The following is a 17,248-nucleotide window of genomic DNA, read 5'->3' on the forward strand; positions in this document are numbered from 1 at the left end:
CGGTAGCTGCTCTTCTATGGTCTGCTTCCCATCCCCCAAGGAGATTCCAATGGCAGACCTTTCAAGCTTCCCGATCACCAAACGCTGGCCGGCAAAGAACCCCGACGTCATTCAGCTTTATTCGTTGCAAACGCCGAATGGCGTGAAGGTGTCGGTCGCGCTGGAAGAGCTCGGCCTACCGTACGAGCCGCATTATATTTCCTTCGCCGCAAACGAGCAGAAGTCTCCGGAATTCATCTCGCTCAATCCGAACGGCCGTATCCCCTCGATTATCGATCCGAACGGCCCTGACGGCAAGCCGATTGGCCTCTTCGAATCCGGCGCGATCCTTCTCTATCTCGCGGAAAAGACCGGCAAGCTCCTGCCGGCGGATGCCGTAGGGCGCTACGAGACCATTCAGTGGGTATTCTTTCAGATGGCCGGGATCGGGCCGATGCTCGGCCAATTCGGTCACTTCCACAAGTTCGCGGCCGAGAAGGTCGCCAACAATTCCTATCCGGTGGAGCGCTATCGGGACGAGGCCAAGCGGCTGCTCAGCGTGCTGGAGGCACGTCTGGAGGGACGTCAATGGATCATGGGTGACACCTACACGATCGCCGACATCACAACATTCCCATGGATCCGTGGCGCCGATATCTTCTATGGCGGCCGGGAGGTCCTGGACTACGCAAAGTTCCCCTCCGTCATGGCGTGGCTCGAGCGCTGCATTGCTCGCCCGGCAAGCGAAAAGGGCCTGAACATTCCCGTCAAGCCGGAGTAATCGGCGCAAAGAAAAAGGCCGGACTCAGGACCGGCCCTTTTTTTGAACCTTCGGCCTATTGCCGGGTGGCGATCTGATGTCCTTGTTCCAGCTTGAACCGCGGGAAGAGGAAGACGCCTGCCATGCTGCCGCTGAACTGTGCCTCGAGCCCGCTCGATGCACCCATGCAGAAAACCGGCTGCCGCAAACCGTTCGGCATCAGGATCGTCGTGGAGAAGCAGAAGGATGACGAAAGCGTTGCGGCTTGCTCGAAAAGGGTGAGGATATGGGCGCGATCTTTCGGATCATAGCAGCGCAACAGGCTCAGAAGACCGCATTCCTGTGTTGAAAGGCCATGCAGCATACTGCTCCACTCGCCGAGACGGATAATGCCCGTCGAAAAGTCGCCGGTCCAGGCCTCGGAGACGGAGAACTGCGCAAGCATCTCCTGATCGTGATGCGGCAGATCCAGTGAGTCATGCATGCGGGGGGCGGCAGCGGTTGCTTTGGCGATCTTAAACAAGGGCTTTCCCGGGTCGGACGCAGTTCTATCCGCGCTCTCGTGCAGTCTGACGAAACATCCTCATGCTGCGCCGTCCTTCATGTCCGGGCGTTCAAAGCGCGGCTTGCCGGCAGCGCTCTACTACAATGCATTACTCGAAATCTTGGCTTGGAAGGCACCTGGCCGACTTTGCCGGAATTGCTTTTGCTGGCGGGCGAAAAAGTATTCTTATGCGTTCAAAATTGCAGCGCGGATTTATATGCAGTTTTGGGCGCCCGGCAAATGTTTTTTCCGTGATGTCCTGAAGGCCGACTGATGCATTACCGGCGCTTTCCGCACCAAAAACTGTTAAAATCCGGTAGAATTTTGCGGTCCGGACCGGGTGCAAACGGTTACACCTTTTAAAAATTCTTACTTCCAGGCTGAAATACGACTTTCGCTACAAGTATAAGTAACGCATAAAATAAGTAAGAAAAGTAAGTTTCGCGAAAGCCTCGACCCTGGCGAGTACCTTCGCCCCTCTCGCTTAAACGTTTCACCATCGGAAATACATAGGCTTTATCAGATGGTCGAATCGCTCGTCGGCAAACAAAAAGGGCGGCCCGAGGACCGCCCTTCCTGAACTGAACCGGATGGCTCAGATGTAAAGACCCGAAGGTCTTACATCATGTCCATGCCGCCCATGCCGCCCATGCCGCCCGGCATGCCGCCAGCAGCGCCGCCGTCCTTCTTAGGAGCTTCGGCAATCATGGCTTCGGTGGTGATCAGCAGCGAAGCAACCGAAGCTGCGTTCTGCAGAGCCGTGCGGACGACCTTGACCGGGTCGACGATGCCGAGAGCGATCAGATCGCCGTATTCGCCGGTCTGAGCGTTGTAGCCGTAGTTGTCTTCGTTCTTGTCGAGGATCTTGCCGACAACGATCGAGGCTTCGTCACCAGCGTTTTCAGCGATCTGGCGAACCAGCGACTGAAGTGCCTTGCGAACGATGTTGATGCCGGCTTCCTGGTCCTGGTTTTCACCCTTTGCGGTGATCTTCGTGGACGAACGAAGCAGGGCAACGCCGCCGCCCGGTACGATGCCTTCCTGAACGGCAGCGCGCGTCGCGTTCAGAGCGTCGTCGATGCGGTCCTTCTTTTCCTTGACTTCGACTTCCGTCGAGCCGCCGACGCGGATCACGGCAACGCCGCCAGCGAGCTTGGCAAGACGTTCCTGCAGCTTTTCGCGGTCGTAGTCGGAAGTGGTTTCTTCGATCTGAGCCTTGATCTGACCAACGCGGCCTTCGATGTCGGACTTTGCGCCGGCACCGTCAACGATCGTGGTGTTTTCCTTGGAGATCGAAACCTTCTTGGTACGGCCGAGCATGTCGAGCGTAACGTTTTCGAGCTTGATGCCGAGGTCTTCGGAGATGACAGTGCCGCCCGTCAGGATGGCGATGTCTTCCAGCATGGCCTTGCGGCGATCGCCGAAGCCCGGAGCCTTGACGGCAGCGATCTTGAGACCACCGCGCAGCTTGTTGACGACGAGCGTAGCAAGAGCTTCGCCTTCGACATCTTCAGCGATGATGAGGAGCGGCTTGCCGGTCTGAACGACGGCTTCGAGAACCGGGAGCATAGCCTGGAGGTTCGAGAGCTTCTTTTCGTGCAGGAGGATGAAGGCGTCTTCGAGGTCAGCAACCATCTTTTCCGGGTTGGTGACGAAGTACGGGCTCAGGTAGCCGCGATCGAACTGCATGCCTTCGACGACTTCGAGTTCGGTTTCAGCGGTCTTGGCTTCTTCGACGGTGATGACACCTTCGTTGCCGACCTTCTGCATGGCTTCAGCAATATCGAGACCGATCTGCTTTTCGCCGTTTGCGGAGATCGTGCCGACCTGTGCGACTTCTTCCGAAGTGTTGATCTTCTTGGCCTTGGCCTGGAGATCCTTGACGACTTCAGCAACGGCGAGATCGATGCCGCGCTTCAGGTCCATCGGGTTCATGCCGGCTGCAACGGCCTTGCCGCCTTCGCGAACGATGGCCTGGGCGAGAACGGTTGCAGTCGTGGTGCCGTCACCGGCGATGTCGTTGGTCTTCGAAGCAACTTCGCGGACCATCTGGGCGCCCATGTTTTCGAACTTGTCTTCAAGTTCGATTTCCTTGGCGACCGATACGCCGTCCTTGGTGATGCGCGGAGCGCCGAAGGACTTGTCGATGATGACGTTACGACCCTTCGGGCCGAGCGTTACCTTCACTGCGTCAGCGAGAACGTCGACGCCGCGCAGCATCTTTTCGCGCGCGGTGCGGCCGAACTTGATTTCTTTAGCTGCCATTTTGAGAACTCCTGAAAAGGGTGTCAGCGATATTCTGGACGGGATAACCGACTGATCAGCCGATGATGCCCATGATGTCGGCTTCCTTCATGATCAGAAGGTCTTCGCCGTTGATCTTGACTTCGGTGCCCGACCACTTGCCGAACAGAACGCGATCGCCAGCCTTGACGTCGAGAGCGACGACCTTGCCGGACTCGTCACGAGCGCCGGAACCGACGGCGACGATTTCGCCTTCCTGCGGCTTTTCCTTGGCGGTGTCCGGGATGATGATGCCACCCTTGGTCTTTTCTTCGGACTCAACGCGGCGAACAACGACGCGATCGTGAAGGGGGCGGAAATTGGTGCTTGCCATTGTCTAATCCCTCGATCAAATGACATTCGCGGACCGGGAAGGCCCACATCGATGAGTGTTAGCACTCTCCAGTGAGGAGTGCTAGCGGCGAGCATTTAGGGATGGCTCCAGAAGGAGTCAAGAAGACCCATCACGGATTTTTGCGCCGGAATTGTGAAGAGCGCGAGAAATGTCCCAGACGATTGCGGAATCTATGCCGCAGCCCGGCCGGTGAAGGCCGCTTCAGGTTTTTGCTAAAGGATCGGCCGAAAATCCCTTGCCATCGCGGCATGCCTTTGCGATGTCACGCCTGACTGAAAAGCAATCGGGAAATCGAATGGCCAAGCGGATTGAGAGTTTTGCGGAGATCACCAGCCAGTATGACGCCGTGTTCTGCGATGTCTGGGGTGTGCTGCACAATGGGATCGACCCTTTCCCGAAGGCTGCGGCGGCTCTCGAAGCCGCGCGCGCCGAGGGGCTCACCGTCGTGCTCATCACCAATTCGCCGCGGCTCGCGCCGCAGGTGGTCGACCAGCTGCGCCAGATCGGCATACAGGACAGCGCCTATGACCGGATCGTCACCTCTGGCGACGTCACGCGCGGCCTGATTGCCGAAGGCCCGAAGAAGGTCTTCCTGCTCGGTCCCGAACGCGACCGTGCAATCGTCGAGGGCCTCGGCGTCGAGCGCGTCGATGCCAAAGAGGCTGAATCGCTCGTCTGCACCGGCTTTTTCGACGACGAGACGGAAAAGCCCGAAGACTACACGGAGATGCTCAAGGATTTTCAGGCACGCAACGTGCCGATGATCTGCGCCAATCCGGACCTCGTTGTCGAGCGCGGACACCGCATCATCCCCTGTGCGGGTGCCATGGCCGCTTACTATCACCAACTCGGCGGCGAAACACGCATCGCCGGCAAGCCGCACACGCCGATCTATGACGCCGTGCTTGCCGCTGCGCGCGAGGCCCACGGCGATTTCCCGAAGAGCCGTATTCTCGCGATCGGCGACGGTATGCCGACGGATGTGCGCGGGGCTCTCGATTACGGCCTCGATCTTCTGTATATCAGCGGCGGCATTCATGCCAAGGAATACACGCTGAACGGGGAGCCCGACGAGGCGATCCTGCACGCCTTCCTCGAGCGCGAGAGGGCAACGCCGAAGTGGTGGATGCCGCGCCTCGCTTAAGAAGAGCCCGCCGATGACCGTCTTCCACCGCAACGAAACCCGCGAACCCTTGCCCGCCCGCTTGAAAGGCGGGGTGATTGCCATTGGAAATTTCGACGGCGTGCATCGCGGCCATCAATCGGTGCTGAACCGCGCGCTGGAAATCTCGAAAGAGCGGGGCATCCCCGCGCTCGTGCTGACGTTCGAACCCCATCCGCGGACGGTCTTCAAGCCACAAACGCCGGTGTTCCGCCTGACGCCGGCCCCGTTGAAGGCCCGCATTCTCGAGGCGATCGGCTTCAACGCCGTCATCGAATACCCCTTCGATCGCGAATTCTCGCAGCGGTCGCCGGATGAGTTCGTTCATGGCATCCTCAGAGATTGGCTGGGCGCGTCCGAAGTCGTCACCGGTTTCAATTTCCATTTCGGCAAGAACCGCGAGGGCGGTCCGGCCTTCCTGATGGATGCCGGCCACAAATACGGCTTCGGCGTCACCCTGATCGACGCCTTCCGCGACGAGAATGCCGAGGTTGTCTCCTCGAGCCGCATTCGCGAGCTGCTGAAGGAAGGTAACGTCACTGAGGCGGCCGCTCAGCTCGGCTATCACTACACGGTCGAGGCCGAGGTAATCGGCGGGGAAAAGCTCGGCCGGCAGCTCGGCTTTCCGACGGCCAACATGCAGCTTCCGCCGGAGGCCGAACTTGCCGCTGGCATTTACGCCGTTCGCTTCCGCCTGGACGACGGCACGCTCTACGATGCGGTCGCCAGCTACGGCCGGCGCCCAACGGTGACCGAAAACGGCGCGCCGCTGCTCGAAACCTATCTCTTCGATTTCAGCGGCGACCTCTATGGCCGGACCTGTTCCGTCTCCCTCTTCGGCTATCTGCGGCCCGAGTTGAAGTTCGATGGCCTGGAAGCCCTCGTCGAGCAGATGAAGCGCGACGAGCAGGAGGCGAGGGCGCTGCTTGCGGGCGTCAAGCCGCTCGGCGAGCTCGACCGGAAACTCTGCTTCAGCTAGCGCCGCGCGCGGTCACGACGTTCCCAACGCAGCCTGGGTTTTCTCGCCGCGGAACGGCGGGAATGCCAAGGCAATCCCCGCGGCCCCAAGCCCGACCAGCGCCGAGCCGATGAACAGCCAGGAATAGTTGCCGTAGGTGTCCAAGATCCAGCCGCCGGCCAACGGTCCGAAGGCCATGCCGATGCTGGAAAGCATTGTCGCGGCGCCGAACACCGTGCCGATGACGCGCGGGCCGAAATATTCGCGCGCAAGGATGGCATAGAGCGGCATCACGCCGCCATAGGCGCTGCCGAAGATGACGGCGAGCGCATAGAACTGGCCGAGTTCGCTGACGGCGAGATAGGTGGCGAGCGCCGCCGCCTGCACCAGCAGCCCGGCGACAAGCACCGGTTTCACCCCGAGCCTGTCGGCGAGGCTGCCATAAAGAAGCCGTCCGCCGAGGCCCGCAAGTCCTTCCACGCTATAGATGCTGACGGCCGCCATCGGCGCCACGCCGCAGATGGTCGCATAGCTCACCATATGGAAAATCGGACCGGAATGCGCCGCGCAGCAGGCGAAGAAGGTGCCGCCGAGTACGATGAACTGCGGCGAGCGGAAGATCTTGCCGAGCGCTGGCCGTTCGCCGCCCGCCACCATGGACGCCCCGGCTTCGCCTGCTGTTACGGGTGCGCGGCGGACGAGGAGCGCTGCAGGTATCAGAAGCATCCATGCGCCGACGCCGATGATCAGCATCGCAGTACGCCAGTCATAGGCCGAGATCAGCGCACGGGCGAGCGGCGAGATCGTCATGGGTGCGACGCCCATTCCGGCCGAGACCAGCGAAACCGCGAGCCCGCGGTTCTCGTCGAACCATGCCGTCGTCGCCGCGATCATCGGCGCGAAGAAGGCGCTGGCGGAAAGTCCGACGACGATGCCATAGGTCAGCTGGAACTGGATGAGCGATCCGGCGCGGCTGGCAAGAACGAGCGCAAGTCCGAGCAGCGCTGCGCCGATCAGCACGACGATACGGGGGCCGAAGCGATCGCTGATCGCTCCCCACATGAAGCCGCCGATGCCCATGACGACGAAATTGAGCGTCATGGCGCTGGCGATCCCCGTGTGCGACCAGCCGGTTTCGGTGGCGATCGGTACCTGGAAAATGGCAAGAGAGAACATCGCGCCGAGCGCAACGCACGTCATCAGGGCGCCCGCGGCGACGATGACCCAACGGTAGGAACTGCTCATATCCACCTCACTCCTCAGGGATACATTTGATCGGGGCATGCGGGCGCCCGGTGTCCTCCACACGCCCGCAACCTAAAGACGTTCGAGCCGCGGTCATTTCGACAGTGTCACGAAATTATTCTGCCGGACAGGCAATTTAGCCTCGGCTGCTGATTGCCTGCCGAGTGCAAAATCCTCTTCCTTTTCCCGGCAAAAGCGCCTATGAACCGGCGCGATGAACAAAGTCCGGCTGCCGAGCGCGATGCGAATTATCGGCCCGGCCTTCCGCGCGCGCTAAGCGACCGGAAGGTCCGGGTTTTTGGCGCTTGGGTGAACGAGCGCTTCCGTCACCAGACATTTAGAAGCCGTTGCGCCTAAAAGGCGCTCAGAAACGATTGCTGAACATGACCGATACAGCCGAAAAGATCGACTACTCGAAGACCCTCTATCTGCCCGAGACCGACTTCCCGATGCGCGCCGGCCTGCCGCAGAAGGAGCCGGAAACCGTTGCCCGCTGGCAGCAGATGGGCCTTTACAAGAAACTGCGCGCCTCCGCCGCCGGCCGGGAGAAGTTCGTCCTCCACGACGGCCCGCCCTATGCCAACGGCAACATCCACATCGGCCACGCGCTGAACAAGATCCTCAAGGACGTCATCAACCGCTCGTTCCAGATGCGTGGCCGTGATGCCAACTACGTCCCAGGCTGGGACTGCCACGGTCTTCCGATCGAATGGAAGATCGAGGAGAAGTACCGCGAGAAGGGCAAGAACAAGGACGAGGTTCCCGTCAACGAATTCCGTCAGGAGTGCCGCGAATTCGCCGCCGGCTGGATCAAGATCCAGTCCGAGGAGTTCAAGCGCCTCGGCATCGAGGGCGACTTCGACAATCCCTACACAACGATGAATTTCCATGCCGAGGCCCGCATTGCCGGCGAACTCCTCAAGATCGCACAGAGCGGCCAGCTTTACCGCGGCTCCAAGCCGATCATGTGGTCGGTGGTCGAGCGCACCGCGCTTGCGGAAGCCGAGGTCGAATATGCTGATGTCGAAAGCGACATGATCTGGGTGAAGTTCCCGATCGTGGAAGGCCCCGAATCTCTTGCAGGCGCCTTTGTGGTGATCTGGACGACGACGCCATGGACGATCCCGGGTAACCGCGCGATCGCCTATTCGTCGCGCTATGGCTATGGCCTCTACGAGGTTGCGACGGCGGAAAATGATTTCGGTCCGCAGCCCGGCGAGAAGCTGATCTTCGCCAAGCGTCTGGCAGAGGAATCTGCGGCCAAGGCGAAGGTGACGTTCAAACACCTTCGCGATGTGGAAGCGGCGGAACTTGCCGGCATCACCTGCGCGCATCCGCTGCATGGTCTTGGCGGCGGCTACCATTTCCAGGTGCCGCTGCTCGATGGCGATCATGTGACCGATGATGCTGGCACCGGTTTCGTCCATACAGCGCCTAGCCATGGCCGCGAAGACTTCGACGCCTGGATGGACAACGCCCGGGCGCTCGAAGCGCGCGGCATCTCCTCGACGATCCCGTTCCCTGTGGATGACGCAGGATTCTTTACCCTCGACGCCCCCGGCTTCGGTCCCGACGCCGAGGGCGGAGCGGCCCGCGTCATCGATGACAAGGGCAAGAAGGGTGACGCCAATGAGCGGGTCATCAAGGCGCTGATCGCCCGCCATGCGCTGTTTGCGCGCGGTCGCCTGAAGCACTCCTATCCGCATTCCTGGCGGTCGAAGAAGCCGGTCATCTTCCGCAACACGCCGCAGTGGTTCGTCTATATGGACAAGGAACTGGGCGATGGAAGCACGCTGCGCTCGCGCGCGCTGAGCGCCATCGACGACACCCGCTTCGTGCCCGGCGCCGGCCAGAACCGCCTGCGCGCCATGATCGAGCAGCGTCCGGACTGGGTGCTCTCGCGTCAAAGAGCCTGGGGCGTGCCGATCTGCCTCTTCGTCGATGAGGAGGGCGGCATCCTGCAGGACGAGGCAGTGAACGCCCGCATCCTCGAAGCCTTCGAGAAGGAAGGCGCCGATGCCTGGTTCGCCGAAGGCGCTCGCGAGCGCTTCCTTGGCGCGAAGGCCAACGAGCCCTGGACGCAGGTCATGGATATCCTCGACGTCTGGTTCGATTCAGGCTCCACGCACACCTTCACGCTCGAGGATCGCCCGGACCTCAAGTGGCCGGCCGACGTCTATCTCGAAGGCTCGGACCAGCATCGTGGCTGGTTCCATTCCTCTCTTCTGGAAAGCTGCGCCACCCGCGGCCGCGCGCCCTACGACGCCGTCGTCACCCATGGTTTCACCATGGATGAGAAGGGCGAGAAGATGTCGAAGTCGAAGGGCAATACCGTCACCCCGCAGGAAGTCATGAAGGACGCCGGCGCCGACATCCTGCGGCTCTGGGTCATGACCACCGACTACTGGGAAGACCAGCGTCTCGGCAAGGCGATCATCCAGACGAACATCGACGCGTATCGCAAGCTGCGCAACACGATCCGCTGGATGCTCGGCACGCTGGCGCACGACAAGGGCGAGGTCATCGCGCTTGGCGATCTGCCGGAGCTCGAGCGGCTGATGCTCCATCGTCTGGTTGAACTCGATCAGCTTGTGCGCGAAGCCTACGACGCCTTCGAGTTCAAGAAGATCGCCCGCGCGCTCATCGACTTTGCGAATGTCGAACTTTCAGCTTTCTACTTCGATGTTCGCAAGGATGCGCTTTACTGCGATGCGCCGTCCAGCCTGCGCCGCCGTGCAAGCCTGCATGTCATCCGCGCGATCTTCGATTGCATGGTGACGTGGCTTGCGCCGATGCTGCCCTTCACCACGGAAGAGGCATGGCTTTCGCGCGATCCTTCTGCCGTGTCGGTTCATCTCGAGCAGTTCCCGGCAATCCCGGCCGAATGGAAGAACGAGGCGCTCGCCGAGAAGTGGAAGAAGGTCCGCGCCATCCGCTCCGTGGTCACCGGCGCTCTCGAAATCGAGCGCAAGGACAAGCGCATCGGCTCGTCGCTGGAGGCGGCACCGGTCGTGCATGTCACGGACGGTGCACTTCGCGCCGCGCTCGACGGGCTGGATTTCGCGGAAATCTGCATCACCTCGGATATCGCTGTTGTCGGCGGCGAAGGTCCGGCGGAGGCTTTCCGCCTGCCGGAAGTTCCCGGCGTCAGCGTCGAGCCGAAACTTGCCGAAGGCACCAAATGCGCCCGCTCCTGGCGCATCACCAAGGATGTCGGGTCCGATCCGAACCATCCGGATGTATCGGCACGCGACGCCGCTGCACTTCGCGAGCTCGGATTGTAAAGCAGAGGAAAACTACCGGATGAATTGCTATTTTGCAGTTCATCCGGTAGAAGCTGCCTGAAAATGGCCGGAATTTTACGTCAGGGGGACATTCCGGTAGGGCGATGATTGCACCGGAGGCTGGAAAGGTTTTCATGTTAGCGACGCGTTGGTTCCATGTAGGCGCTTGCCTGACAGTTGTTGTGGCGGCGAGCTCGATGACTTCGGGCTGCACGAGCCCGACCTATGGCACCGGCACGACCGCAATGGCACAGCTCGGCGACGATCTCGGTCAGGCAGTGTCTATTGCGCCCCGCGAGCCCAAGAACAAGGGCGTAAAGTACACGCCGCGCCCGACACTGGTCATGCCGGCACAGGCTTCCGGGGAAACGCTTGTCGAGCCGCAGCAGTCGATCGCCACTGCGGGCAATCCGCAGTGGGTCGAATCGCCGGAAGAAACCCGTGCACGCCTCGTCAAGGAGGCGGATGACAATATCGACAAATCCACCTACGTCTCGCCGCTCGCCAAGAATGGCGTCGAAGGCGGCCGCCCGACAACGGAAGCCCAGACCAAGGCCTATCGCGAAGCCCGTGCCCTGCAGAAGGGTGCTTACATCGATCAGCGCCGCTTCATCTCCGATCCGCCGACGGAATATCGTCAGGTCGACGACCCGGCCAAGCTTGAGGATCTCGGCGAACCCGAGACGAAGAAGGATAAGCAGCGCAAGAAGGATGCCGCTGTTGCCGGTACCGGCAAGAAGTGGTGGAACTTCCTTCAGTAGCAGCCGCCTGCGGGGCGGGATCAGATATCTCGCTTTTCCTGAAAGAATTTCTTGAGAAGATCAGCCGATCGAACTTCGTTCAAACCGGAATAGACCTCCGGGGCGTGGTGGCATGTGGGCTGCGCGTAGAACCTGACGCCGTTATCGACCGCGCCGCCCTTCGGGTCTTCCGCGCCGTAGTACAGCCTGCGGATACGCGCGAAGGAAATGGCCGCGGCGCACATCGTGCAAGGTTCCAGCGACACATAGAGATCGGCGCCGGTCAGGCGCTCCTGTCCCAGCGCTTCGCAGGCCATACGAATGGCCGCAACCTCAGCATGGGCGGTCACGTCGTTGAGCTCTCGCGTCCGGTTGCCGGAGCGTCCGATCACCCTATCTTCTAAGACCACAACAGCGCCGATGGGCACTTCGCCGCGCTCGCCCGCTGCCAGCGCCTCCTCGAGCGCCATTTCCATAAACTGATTTGTCTTCACGATCCGGCAATTTCCCACTTAACCGCAGGGGCGCGACCTGATAGACAGGCCCCAAAAGGCAGGCAAACAACAAATGACATTCAAAGACAAGCCAAAACGGCCGGGTGGCAAGCCCCCCGCGCGCGATGCGCGGCCGAAAAATGAAGGCAAGCCGGCAAGGAGCGCTGCGCCGACGGCTGCAGCCACCGAGGCCGAAGGCGAGGCCAAGGCGGAACGCATCTCCAAGGTCATGGCACGCGCAGGCGTTGCCTCGCGCCGCGACATCGAGCGCATGATCATGGAAGGCCGCGTCACGCTGAACGGCAAGATTCTCGATACGCCGGTCGTCAACGTCACGCTTTCCGACAAGATCGAGGTCGATGGCGTCCCGATCCGCGGCATCGAGCGCACGCGCCTATGGCTCTATCACAAGCCTGCCGGCTTGGTGACCACCAATTCCGACCCGGAAGGCCGCCCGACCGTTTTCGACAACCTTCCGGAAGAGCTGCCCCGTGTCATGTCGATCGGCCGCCTCGATATCAATACGGAAGGTTTGCTTCTGCTTACCAATGACGGCGGGCTTGCGCGCGCCCTCGAGCTGCCGACCACCGGCTGGCTGCGCCGCTACCGGGTGCGCGCCCACGGTGAGATCGATCAGGAAGCGCTCGACAAGTTGAAGGACGGCATCGCCGTCGACGGGGTGCTCTACGGCTCGATCGAGGCAACGCTCGACCGCACACAGGGCTCCAACGTCTGGATCACCATGGGTCTTCGCGAAGGCAAGAACCGCGAAATCAAGAACGTGCTCGGCGCGCTCGGCCTTGATGTGAACCGTCTCATCCGTATTTCCTACGGCCCGTTCCAGCTCGGCGATCTGCCGGAGCGCCACGTGATCGAAGTGCGCGGCCGCACGCTGCGCGACCAGCTTGGTCCGCGGCTGATCGAGGATGCCAAGGCGAATTTCGATGCCCCGATCTACAACGCGCCTGCCGTAGCCGCCGAGGAAGAGGCCGAAGCCAAGCCGGAACGGCGCGAACGCGAACGTCCTCGCAAGCCGGAAGACAAGCGCGAGCGTGCGCTGAGCCGTCTCGATACCAAGCGTGACGATCGCCGTGATGACCGCCGGGACGACAGGCACGAAGGTGGCCACAGAGACGACGACCGGCCGAAGCGCCCGGCGCTCGGCAGCCGTCGCAGCGCCAATGTCTGGATGGCGCCCGGCGCCCGTCCGCTCGGTGAAAAGGCCGCGGCGAAGGCCGCCAAGAATGCCAAGACCGCCCGCAAGCGCGGCGAATTCGACGATCAGCCGAAGAGCTTTGCCCGCGGCGAGGATCGCCCACGCCCGCAGATCAACCGTGCCCGCGACGACGAAGGCGAGTGGATCCGTTCCAGCGAAGTCCCGGCTAAGGGCAAGGATGACGGCGAAGGTTTCGGCCACAAGCGCTCGTTCGGCGACCGGCCGGCCCGCGAGGGCCGCGGCTTTGGTGACCGCCCCGCTCGTGGAGACCGCCCGGCTGGCGACCGTCCTCCACGTGGAGATCGGCCTTTCGGCGACAAGCCTCGTGGCGACCGCAGACCGCGTGCAGAGGGTGATGAGCGCCCACGTTCGTTTGGTGATCGTCCCGCTCGCGGAGACCGCGCAGCTGGCGACCGTCCTCCACGTGGAGATCGGCCTTTCGGCGACAAGCCTCGTGGCGACCGCAGACCGCGTGCAGAGGGTGATGAGCGCCCACGTTCGTTTGGTGATCGTCCAGCTCGCGGATACCGCCCGGCTGGCGACCGTCCTCCGCGTGGAGATCGGCCTTTCGGCGACAGGCCTCGCGGTGATCGCAGGCCGCGCGAAGAGGGTGACGAGCGTCCCCGTTCCTTCGGCGATCGTCCGCGTGCTGCACGCAGCGCTCCCGGCGAGGGCCGCTCGGAACGTCCGCGTGGCGAAAGACCATTCGGCGACAAGCCTGCGGGCGATAAGCCCCGCGGCAAGAGCTTCGGCGGCAAGCCGGGCGGATCGAAGAATTTCTCAGGCAAGCCCAAGGGCGATCGGCCGGGTGGCGGCGGCAGGCCTTCGGGCGGGCCGTCGCGTGGTGGACCGAAAGGAAAGGGAATGACGCGCGGTGCGGATCGTCGGCGGTGAGTTTCGCGGACGGCCGCTCGCCGTACCGAAATCGAACGACATCCGGCCGACTGCCGACCGGACGCGTGAGAGCCTTTTCAATATCCTGAACCATGCCTATCCGGAATGTCTTGACGGCACCCGGATCCTGGACCTGTTCGCCGGGACTGGCGCCGTCGGCCTCGAAGCCGTGTCGCGCGGTTGCCGCCATGCGCTCTTCGTCGAAAACAGCGTCGAGGGCAGGGGGCTTCTCTGGGAGAATATCGACGCTCTGAGCCTCCATGGCCGCACGCGCATCCTGCGGCGTGATGCCACGGACCTGGGCTCCGTCGGCAATCTCGAGCCCTTCAACATGCTTTTCGCCGATCCGCCCTATGGCAAGGGATTGGGCGAAAAGGCGATGGCTGCTGCAGCCAAGGGCGGATGGCTCGTGCCGGGTGCGATCGCCGTTCTGGAAGAGCGTTCGGATGTTGCCGTTTCCGCCGACCCTGCCTATCTCTTTCTGGAGGATCGCGTCTTCGGCGATACAAAGGTGCATTTTTTCCGCTACCAACCACAGTAGCGGCGGATCATCCGGAGTGGGATTGTGCAGCAGGCGGTTATTGAGAGTAATGACATGCCTGTCCCAAGCGCGACGCCCACTGTGGCCGTAGCCTTCGGGGGCGGCGGCGCGCGTGGTCTTGCCCATATCCACGTCATCGACGCCCTCGACGAACTCGGAATCCGCCCGGTTGCGATTTCCGGTGCGTCGATCGGGGCGATCATGGGCACCGGCATGGCCGCCGGCATGACGGGTGATGCGATCCGAGAGCACGCGCTGATGACCGTCGGCAACAAGACTGCCGTCGTCAGCCGCATCTGGGGTCTCCGGCCGCAGACGGTCCGGGACGCCGTCGCGAAAGGCATCCGCATCGGTCAGTTCAATCTTGAGCGTATCCTCAAGGCTTTCCTGCCTGCCGACCTGCCGGACCGTTTCGAGGATCTGCCTATTCCGATGAACGTCATCACGACCGATTATTACGGGCAGAACGAGGTCGTCATCAACGAGGGGGCGCTGTTCCCGGCTCTTGCGGCATCGTCGTCCATCCCCGCCGTCTTCATGCCCGTCCGCCTTGATGGCCGGGTGATGATCGACGGCGGCATCAGCAATCCGGTGCCTTACGAATGCCTGATGGATATCGCCGACATCGTCATCGGCGTCGATGTCGTCGGCGCGCCGGAAGGCGATGGCACGCATATTCCGAACCGCATGGAAAGCATCTTCGGATCCGGCCAGTTGATGATGCAGACCGCGATCAGCCTCAAATTGAAGCTCCGGCCGCCGCATATCTTCCTGCGCCCTTCCGTCGGCCGCACCGGCGTCATGGATTTCCTGAAGGCGCGCGAAGTGCTGGCGATGTCGGCAGGCGTGAAGGACGAATTGAAGCGTGCGCTCGACCAGGAATTCGAGGCTCGCATCAGAGCCTAGTTCGCCGCCCTAGGCATCGGCGGTCGCTTCTGCGGTTCCAGCCAACGGATCGTCGTCGAGTTCCAGCGCCCGCTTGGGTTTCACCAGCGGTTCCGGCCGTACCGGACGGAAGAAGAGCATGTCGCGGCCGGCTTGCAGGCCTTCGGTGACCTGCAGCACCAGCCGCTCCTCGTCGCGCCGGCGGATATCCTCGCCGATTTCATAAGCGTCCTCCATGCTCACTCCAAGCGCCTCCAGCGTGCGGCGGCCGAACAGCAGGCCGGACTCCAGCGTTTCGCGCAGTTCGTAATCGACATTGAGGTTTCTGAGCGCAATCGAATGGATGCGGTCGTAGGAGCGCACGAAGAGCTTCGCATGCGGATATTCGGCTTGCACCAGTTCCACCACCTTATCGGTGATCTCCCGCTTTTGTGTGCAGACGATAACGATCTTGGCTCTGTCGATTCCGGCAGAGCGCAGCACGTCCTTGCGCGTGCCGTCGCCGAAATAGATGCGGAAGCCGAATGACGAGGCCTGGCGGATACGGTCCGGGGAAAAGTCGATCACCGTCACGTCCCGCCCCCCGGCCAGCAGGATCTGTGCAGCGATCTGACCGAAACGCGAGAAGCCGACCATCAGTACATCGGCCCCCGCTCCCTCGAAGTCCTCATCGAGTTCTTCCTGCTCGTCGCCCTTCAGCATGCGTTTCGAAAGTGCGGCGCCGAGTGGCGTCAGTGCCATTGAGAGCGTCACGATGGCAACGAGAAGCGATGCGGTGCTGGATGGCATCAGTCCGACCGCACCCGCAGAGGTGAACAGCACGAACCCGAACTCGCCTCCCTGCGGCAACAGGAAGGCAATGCGGATGGCATCGTCGTGCGAAGACCCGGTCACCCGGCAGAGGCCATAGATGATCACCGCCTTGACGGCCATGAAGATCGGCACCGCGGCGACGATGAAAATCGCATTGTCGATCAGCACGTTCAGTTGAAGCGACAGTCCGACCGCCATGAAGAAAATGGCGAGCAGCACGCCGCGGAAGGGTTCGATGTCCGCTTCAAGCTCATGCCGGTAGGAAGATTCGGCGAGCATGACGCCGGAGAGAAACGCGCCCATCGCCATGGAAAGCCCGGCAAACTGCATCAGGCTCGCCGATCCCATGACGACGAAGAGGGCGGCCACGATCATTGCCTCGCGCGCGCCGGTCCTTGCGATCACCTGAAAGAGCGGTGTCAGCAGATAGCGGCCCATGACGATCATCGCGCCGACGGCGCCGACGGAGATGGCAAAGTCCAGCAACGGGGTATTGCTGCCGTTTCCACCGTCGAGAACGGTGATCAGCGCCAGCAGCGGTACGATTGCGAGATCCTGGAGAAGCAGCATCGAGAAGGAGCGCTGCCCGTACCTCGTGTTCACCTCGCCCCGCTCGTCGAGAATCTGCATGGCAAAGGCGGTGGAGGAAAGCGCAAGCCCGAAACCCGCGATGATGCTTCCCCGCCAGTCGAGCACGCCGGAAAGATAGGCAAGCGCCATCAAAGCCAGTCCGGTCAGCACCACCTGCGCGGTGCCGAGCCCGAAGATGTCACGGCGCATCTGCCAAAGTCGCGACGGTTTCAGCTCAAGGCCGATGATGAAGAGCAGGAAGACCACGCCCAGTTCGGCAACGCCCAGAACCTGCTCGCTATCGGCGATGCCGTGAAGGATCGGACCGATCACCACGCCCGCGGCAAGATAGCCGAGCACAGTTCCAAGCCCGAGTTTCTTGAAAATCGGAGCTGCGACGACCGCGCCGCCGAGCAGCAGGATCGTTTCGGAAAAGAGGGCATTGGGTGCGGACATGCTGTGAAGTTTCTTTCTATGACGGCGAGGGTTGCAAGCTGCGCGAAAAAGAATCGGCGGCAGCGGCCT

Annotated in this window: 14 protein-coding genes; 8 read left to right on the forward strand and 6 right to left on the reverse strand. The window is 61.9% G+C overall.

The genetic code is table 11. From position 1 onward, the window contains the following. Positions 1-49: 49 nt before the first annotated feature. Positions 50-760 (forward strand): glutathione binding-like protein, encoded by a 711-nt coding sequence (locus HGP14_RS03915; RefSeq protein ID WP_168828525.1) that lies wholly within the window; start codon positions 50-52, stop codon positions 758-760. A gap of 55 nt (positions 761-815) precedes the next feature. Here the strand turns inward: HGP14_RS03915 and HGP14_RS03920 are convergent, their stop codons facing one another. From HGP14_RS03920 to groES, 3 genes are all read right to left on the reverse strand, one after another. Next, on the reverse strand, positions 816-1,262 hold the full coding sequence (locus HGP14_RS03920) for a hypothetical protein (RefSeq protein WP_168828526.1): 447 nt from the start codon (positions 1,260-1,262) through the stop codon (positions 816-818). Positions 1,263-1,901: 639 nt separating this feature from the next. Beyond that, on the reverse strand, positions 1,902-3,548 hold the full coding sequence (gene groL, locus HGP14_RS03925; protein ID WP_168828527.1) for a chaperonin GroEL: 1,647 nt from the start codon (positions 3,546-3,548) through the stop codon (positions 1,902-1,904). A gap of 55 nt (positions 3,549-3,603) precedes the next feature. After that, positions 3,604-3,900, reverse strand: a complete 297-nt coding sequence (gene groES, locus HGP14_RS03930; protein ID WP_004675403.1) for a co-chaperone GroES — start codon at positions 3,898-3,900, stop codon at positions 3,604-3,606. 316 nt (positions 3,901-4,216) lie between these two features. Here groES and HGP14_RS03935 point away from each other — a divergent pair, with 316 nt between their 5' ends. Both HGP14_RS03935 and HGP14_RS03940 read left to right on the forward strand, forming a co-directional pair. Next, entirely contained in the window at positions 4,217-5,065 is an 849-nt protein-coding gene (locus tag HGP14_RS03935) for a TIGR01459 family HAD-type hydrolase (protein ID WP_168828528.1), read from the forward strand. Between the two features lie 13 nt (positions 5,066-5,078). Next, the gene (locus HGP14_RS03940) at positions 5,079-6,062 is read left to right on the forward strand and encodes a bifunctional riboflavin kinase/FAD synthetase (RefSeq protein ID WP_168828529.1); all 984 of its coding nucleotides are present in this window, start codon (positions 5,079-5,081) and stop codon (positions 6,060-6,062) included. 12 nt (positions 6,063-6,074) lie between these two features. Here HGP14_RS03940 and HGP14_RS03945 read toward each other — a convergent pair whose 3' ends face one another. After that, positions 6,075-7,286, reverse strand: coding sequence for an MFS transporter (locus HGP14_RS03945; protein ID WP_168828530.1), 1,212 nt, complete (start codon positions 7,284-7,286; stop codon positions 6,075-6,077). A 383-nt stretch (positions 7,287-7,669) separates the two neighbouring features. On the opposite strand from HGP14_RS03945, the gene ileS reads away from it, so the two are divergent. Further along, a complete protein-coding gene (gene ileS, locus HGP14_RS03950; RefSeq protein ID WP_168828531.1) occupies positions 7,670-10,570 on the forward strand; it encodes an isoleucine--tRNA ligase in 2,901 nt (966 codons plus the stop codon). A gap of 134 nt (positions 10,571-10,704) precedes the next feature. Continuing rightward, positions 10,705-11,331, forward strand: a complete 627-nt coding sequence (locus HGP14_RS03955; protein WP_168828532.1) for a hypothetical protein — start codon at positions 10,705-10,707, stop codon at positions 11,329-11,331. 20 nt (positions 11,332-11,351) lie between these two features. Here the strand turns inward: HGP14_RS03955 and HGP14_RS03960 are convergent, their stop codons facing one another. Continuing rightward, the gene (locus HGP14_RS03960; RefSeq protein WP_168828533.1) at positions 11,352-11,786 is read right to left on the reverse strand and encodes a nucleoside deaminase; all 435 of its coding nucleotides are present in this window, start codon (positions 11,784-11,786) and stop codon (positions 11,352-11,354) included. A gap of 91 nt (positions 11,787-11,877) precedes the next feature. Here HGP14_RS03960 and HGP14_RS03965 point away from each other — a divergent pair, with 91 nt between their 5' ends. The 3 genes from HGP14_RS03965 to HGP14_RS03975 are packed head-to-tail and all read left to right on the forward strand — an operon-like array spanning position 11,878 to position 15,361. After that, complete coding sequence (locus HGP14_RS03965; RefSeq protein ID WP_168828534.1) at positions 11,878-13,914, forward strand: pseudouridine synthase; 2,037 nt, start codon at positions 11,878-11,880, stop codon at positions 13,912-13,914. Then, the gene (gene rsmD, locus HGP14_RS03970) at positions 13,895-14,455 is read left to right on the forward strand and encodes a 16S rRNA (guanine(966)-N(2))-methyltransferase RsmD (protein ID WP_168828535.1); all 561 of its coding nucleotides are present in this window, start codon (positions 13,895-13,897) and stop codon (positions 14,453-14,455) included. Before HGP14_RS03965 ends, rsmD begins: the two co-directional genes overlap by 20 nt. Positions 14,456-14,479: 24 nt before the next feature. After that, a complete protein-coding gene (locus HGP14_RS03975; RefSeq protein ID WP_168828536.1) occupies positions 14,480-15,361 on the forward strand; it encodes a patatin-like phospholipase family protein in 882 nt (293 codons plus the stop codon). A gap of 9 nt (positions 15,362-15,370) precedes the next feature. On the opposite strand, the gene HGP14_RS03980 is transcribed toward HGP14_RS03975, so the two are convergent. Then, positions 15,371-17,179 carry a monovalent cation:proton antiporter-2 (CPA2) family protein gene (locus HGP14_RS03980; RefSeq protein ID WP_168828537.1) on the reverse strand — a complete coding sequence of 603 codons (1,809 nt, stop codon included), beginning with the start codon at positions 17,177-17,179 and terminating at the stop codon, positions 15,371-15,373. Positions 17,180-17,248 lie beyond the last annotated feature (69 nt).

It is taken from the genome of Rhizobium sp. P32RR-XVIII, from assembly GCF_012641395.1.
Classification (GTDB): Bacteria; Pseudomonadota; Alphaproteobacteria; order Rhizobiales; family Rhizobiaceae; genus Rhizobium.

Bases quoted from the DNA above. Each gene is read 5' to 3' on its own strand.
- HGP14_RS03980 (WP_168828537.1), bottom strand. From the start codon at position 17,179: ATGTCCGCACCCAATGCCCTCTTTTCCGAAACGATCCTGCTGCTCGGC.
- HGP14_RS03960 (WP_168828533.1), bottom strand. From the start codon at position 11,786: ATGGAAATGGCGCTCGAGGAGGCGCTGGCAGCGGGCGAGCGCGGCGAA.
- HGP14_RS03945 (WP_168828530.1), bottom strand. From the start codon at position 7,286: ATGAGCAGTTCCTACCGTTGGGTCATCGTCGCCGCGGGCGCCCTGATG.
- HGP14_RS03955 (WP_168828532.1), top strand. From the start codon at position 10,705: ATGTTAGCGACGCGTTGGTTCCATGTAGGCGCTTGCCTGACAGTTGTT.
- HGP14_RS03915 (WP_168828525.1), top strand. From the start codon at position 50: ATGGCAGACCTTTCAAGCTTCCCGATCACCAAACGCTGGCCGGCAAAG.
- HGP14_RS03940 (WP_168828529.1), top strand. From the start codon at position 5,079: ATGACCGTCTTCCACCGCAACGAAACCCGCGAACCCTTGCCCGCCCGC.
- HGP14_RS03965 (WP_168828534.1), top strand. From the start codon at position 11,878: ATGACATTCAAAGACAAGCCAAAACGGCCGGGTGGCAAGCCCCCCGCG.
- groL (WP_168828527.1), bottom strand. From the start codon at position 3,548: ATGGCAGCTAAAGAAATCAAGTTCGGCCGCACCGCGCGCGAAAAGATG.
- ileS (WP_168828531.1), top strand. From the start codon at position 7,670: ATGACCGATACAGCCGAAAAGATCGACTACTCGAAGACCCTCTATCTG.
- HGP14_RS03935 (WP_168828528.1), top strand. From the start codon at position 4,217: ATGGCCAAGCGGATTGAGAGTTTTGCGGAGATCACCAGCCAGTATGAC.
- groES (WP_004675403.1), bottom strand. From the start codon at position 3,900: ATGGCAAGCACCAATTTCCGCCCCCTTCACGATCGCGTCGTTGTTCGC.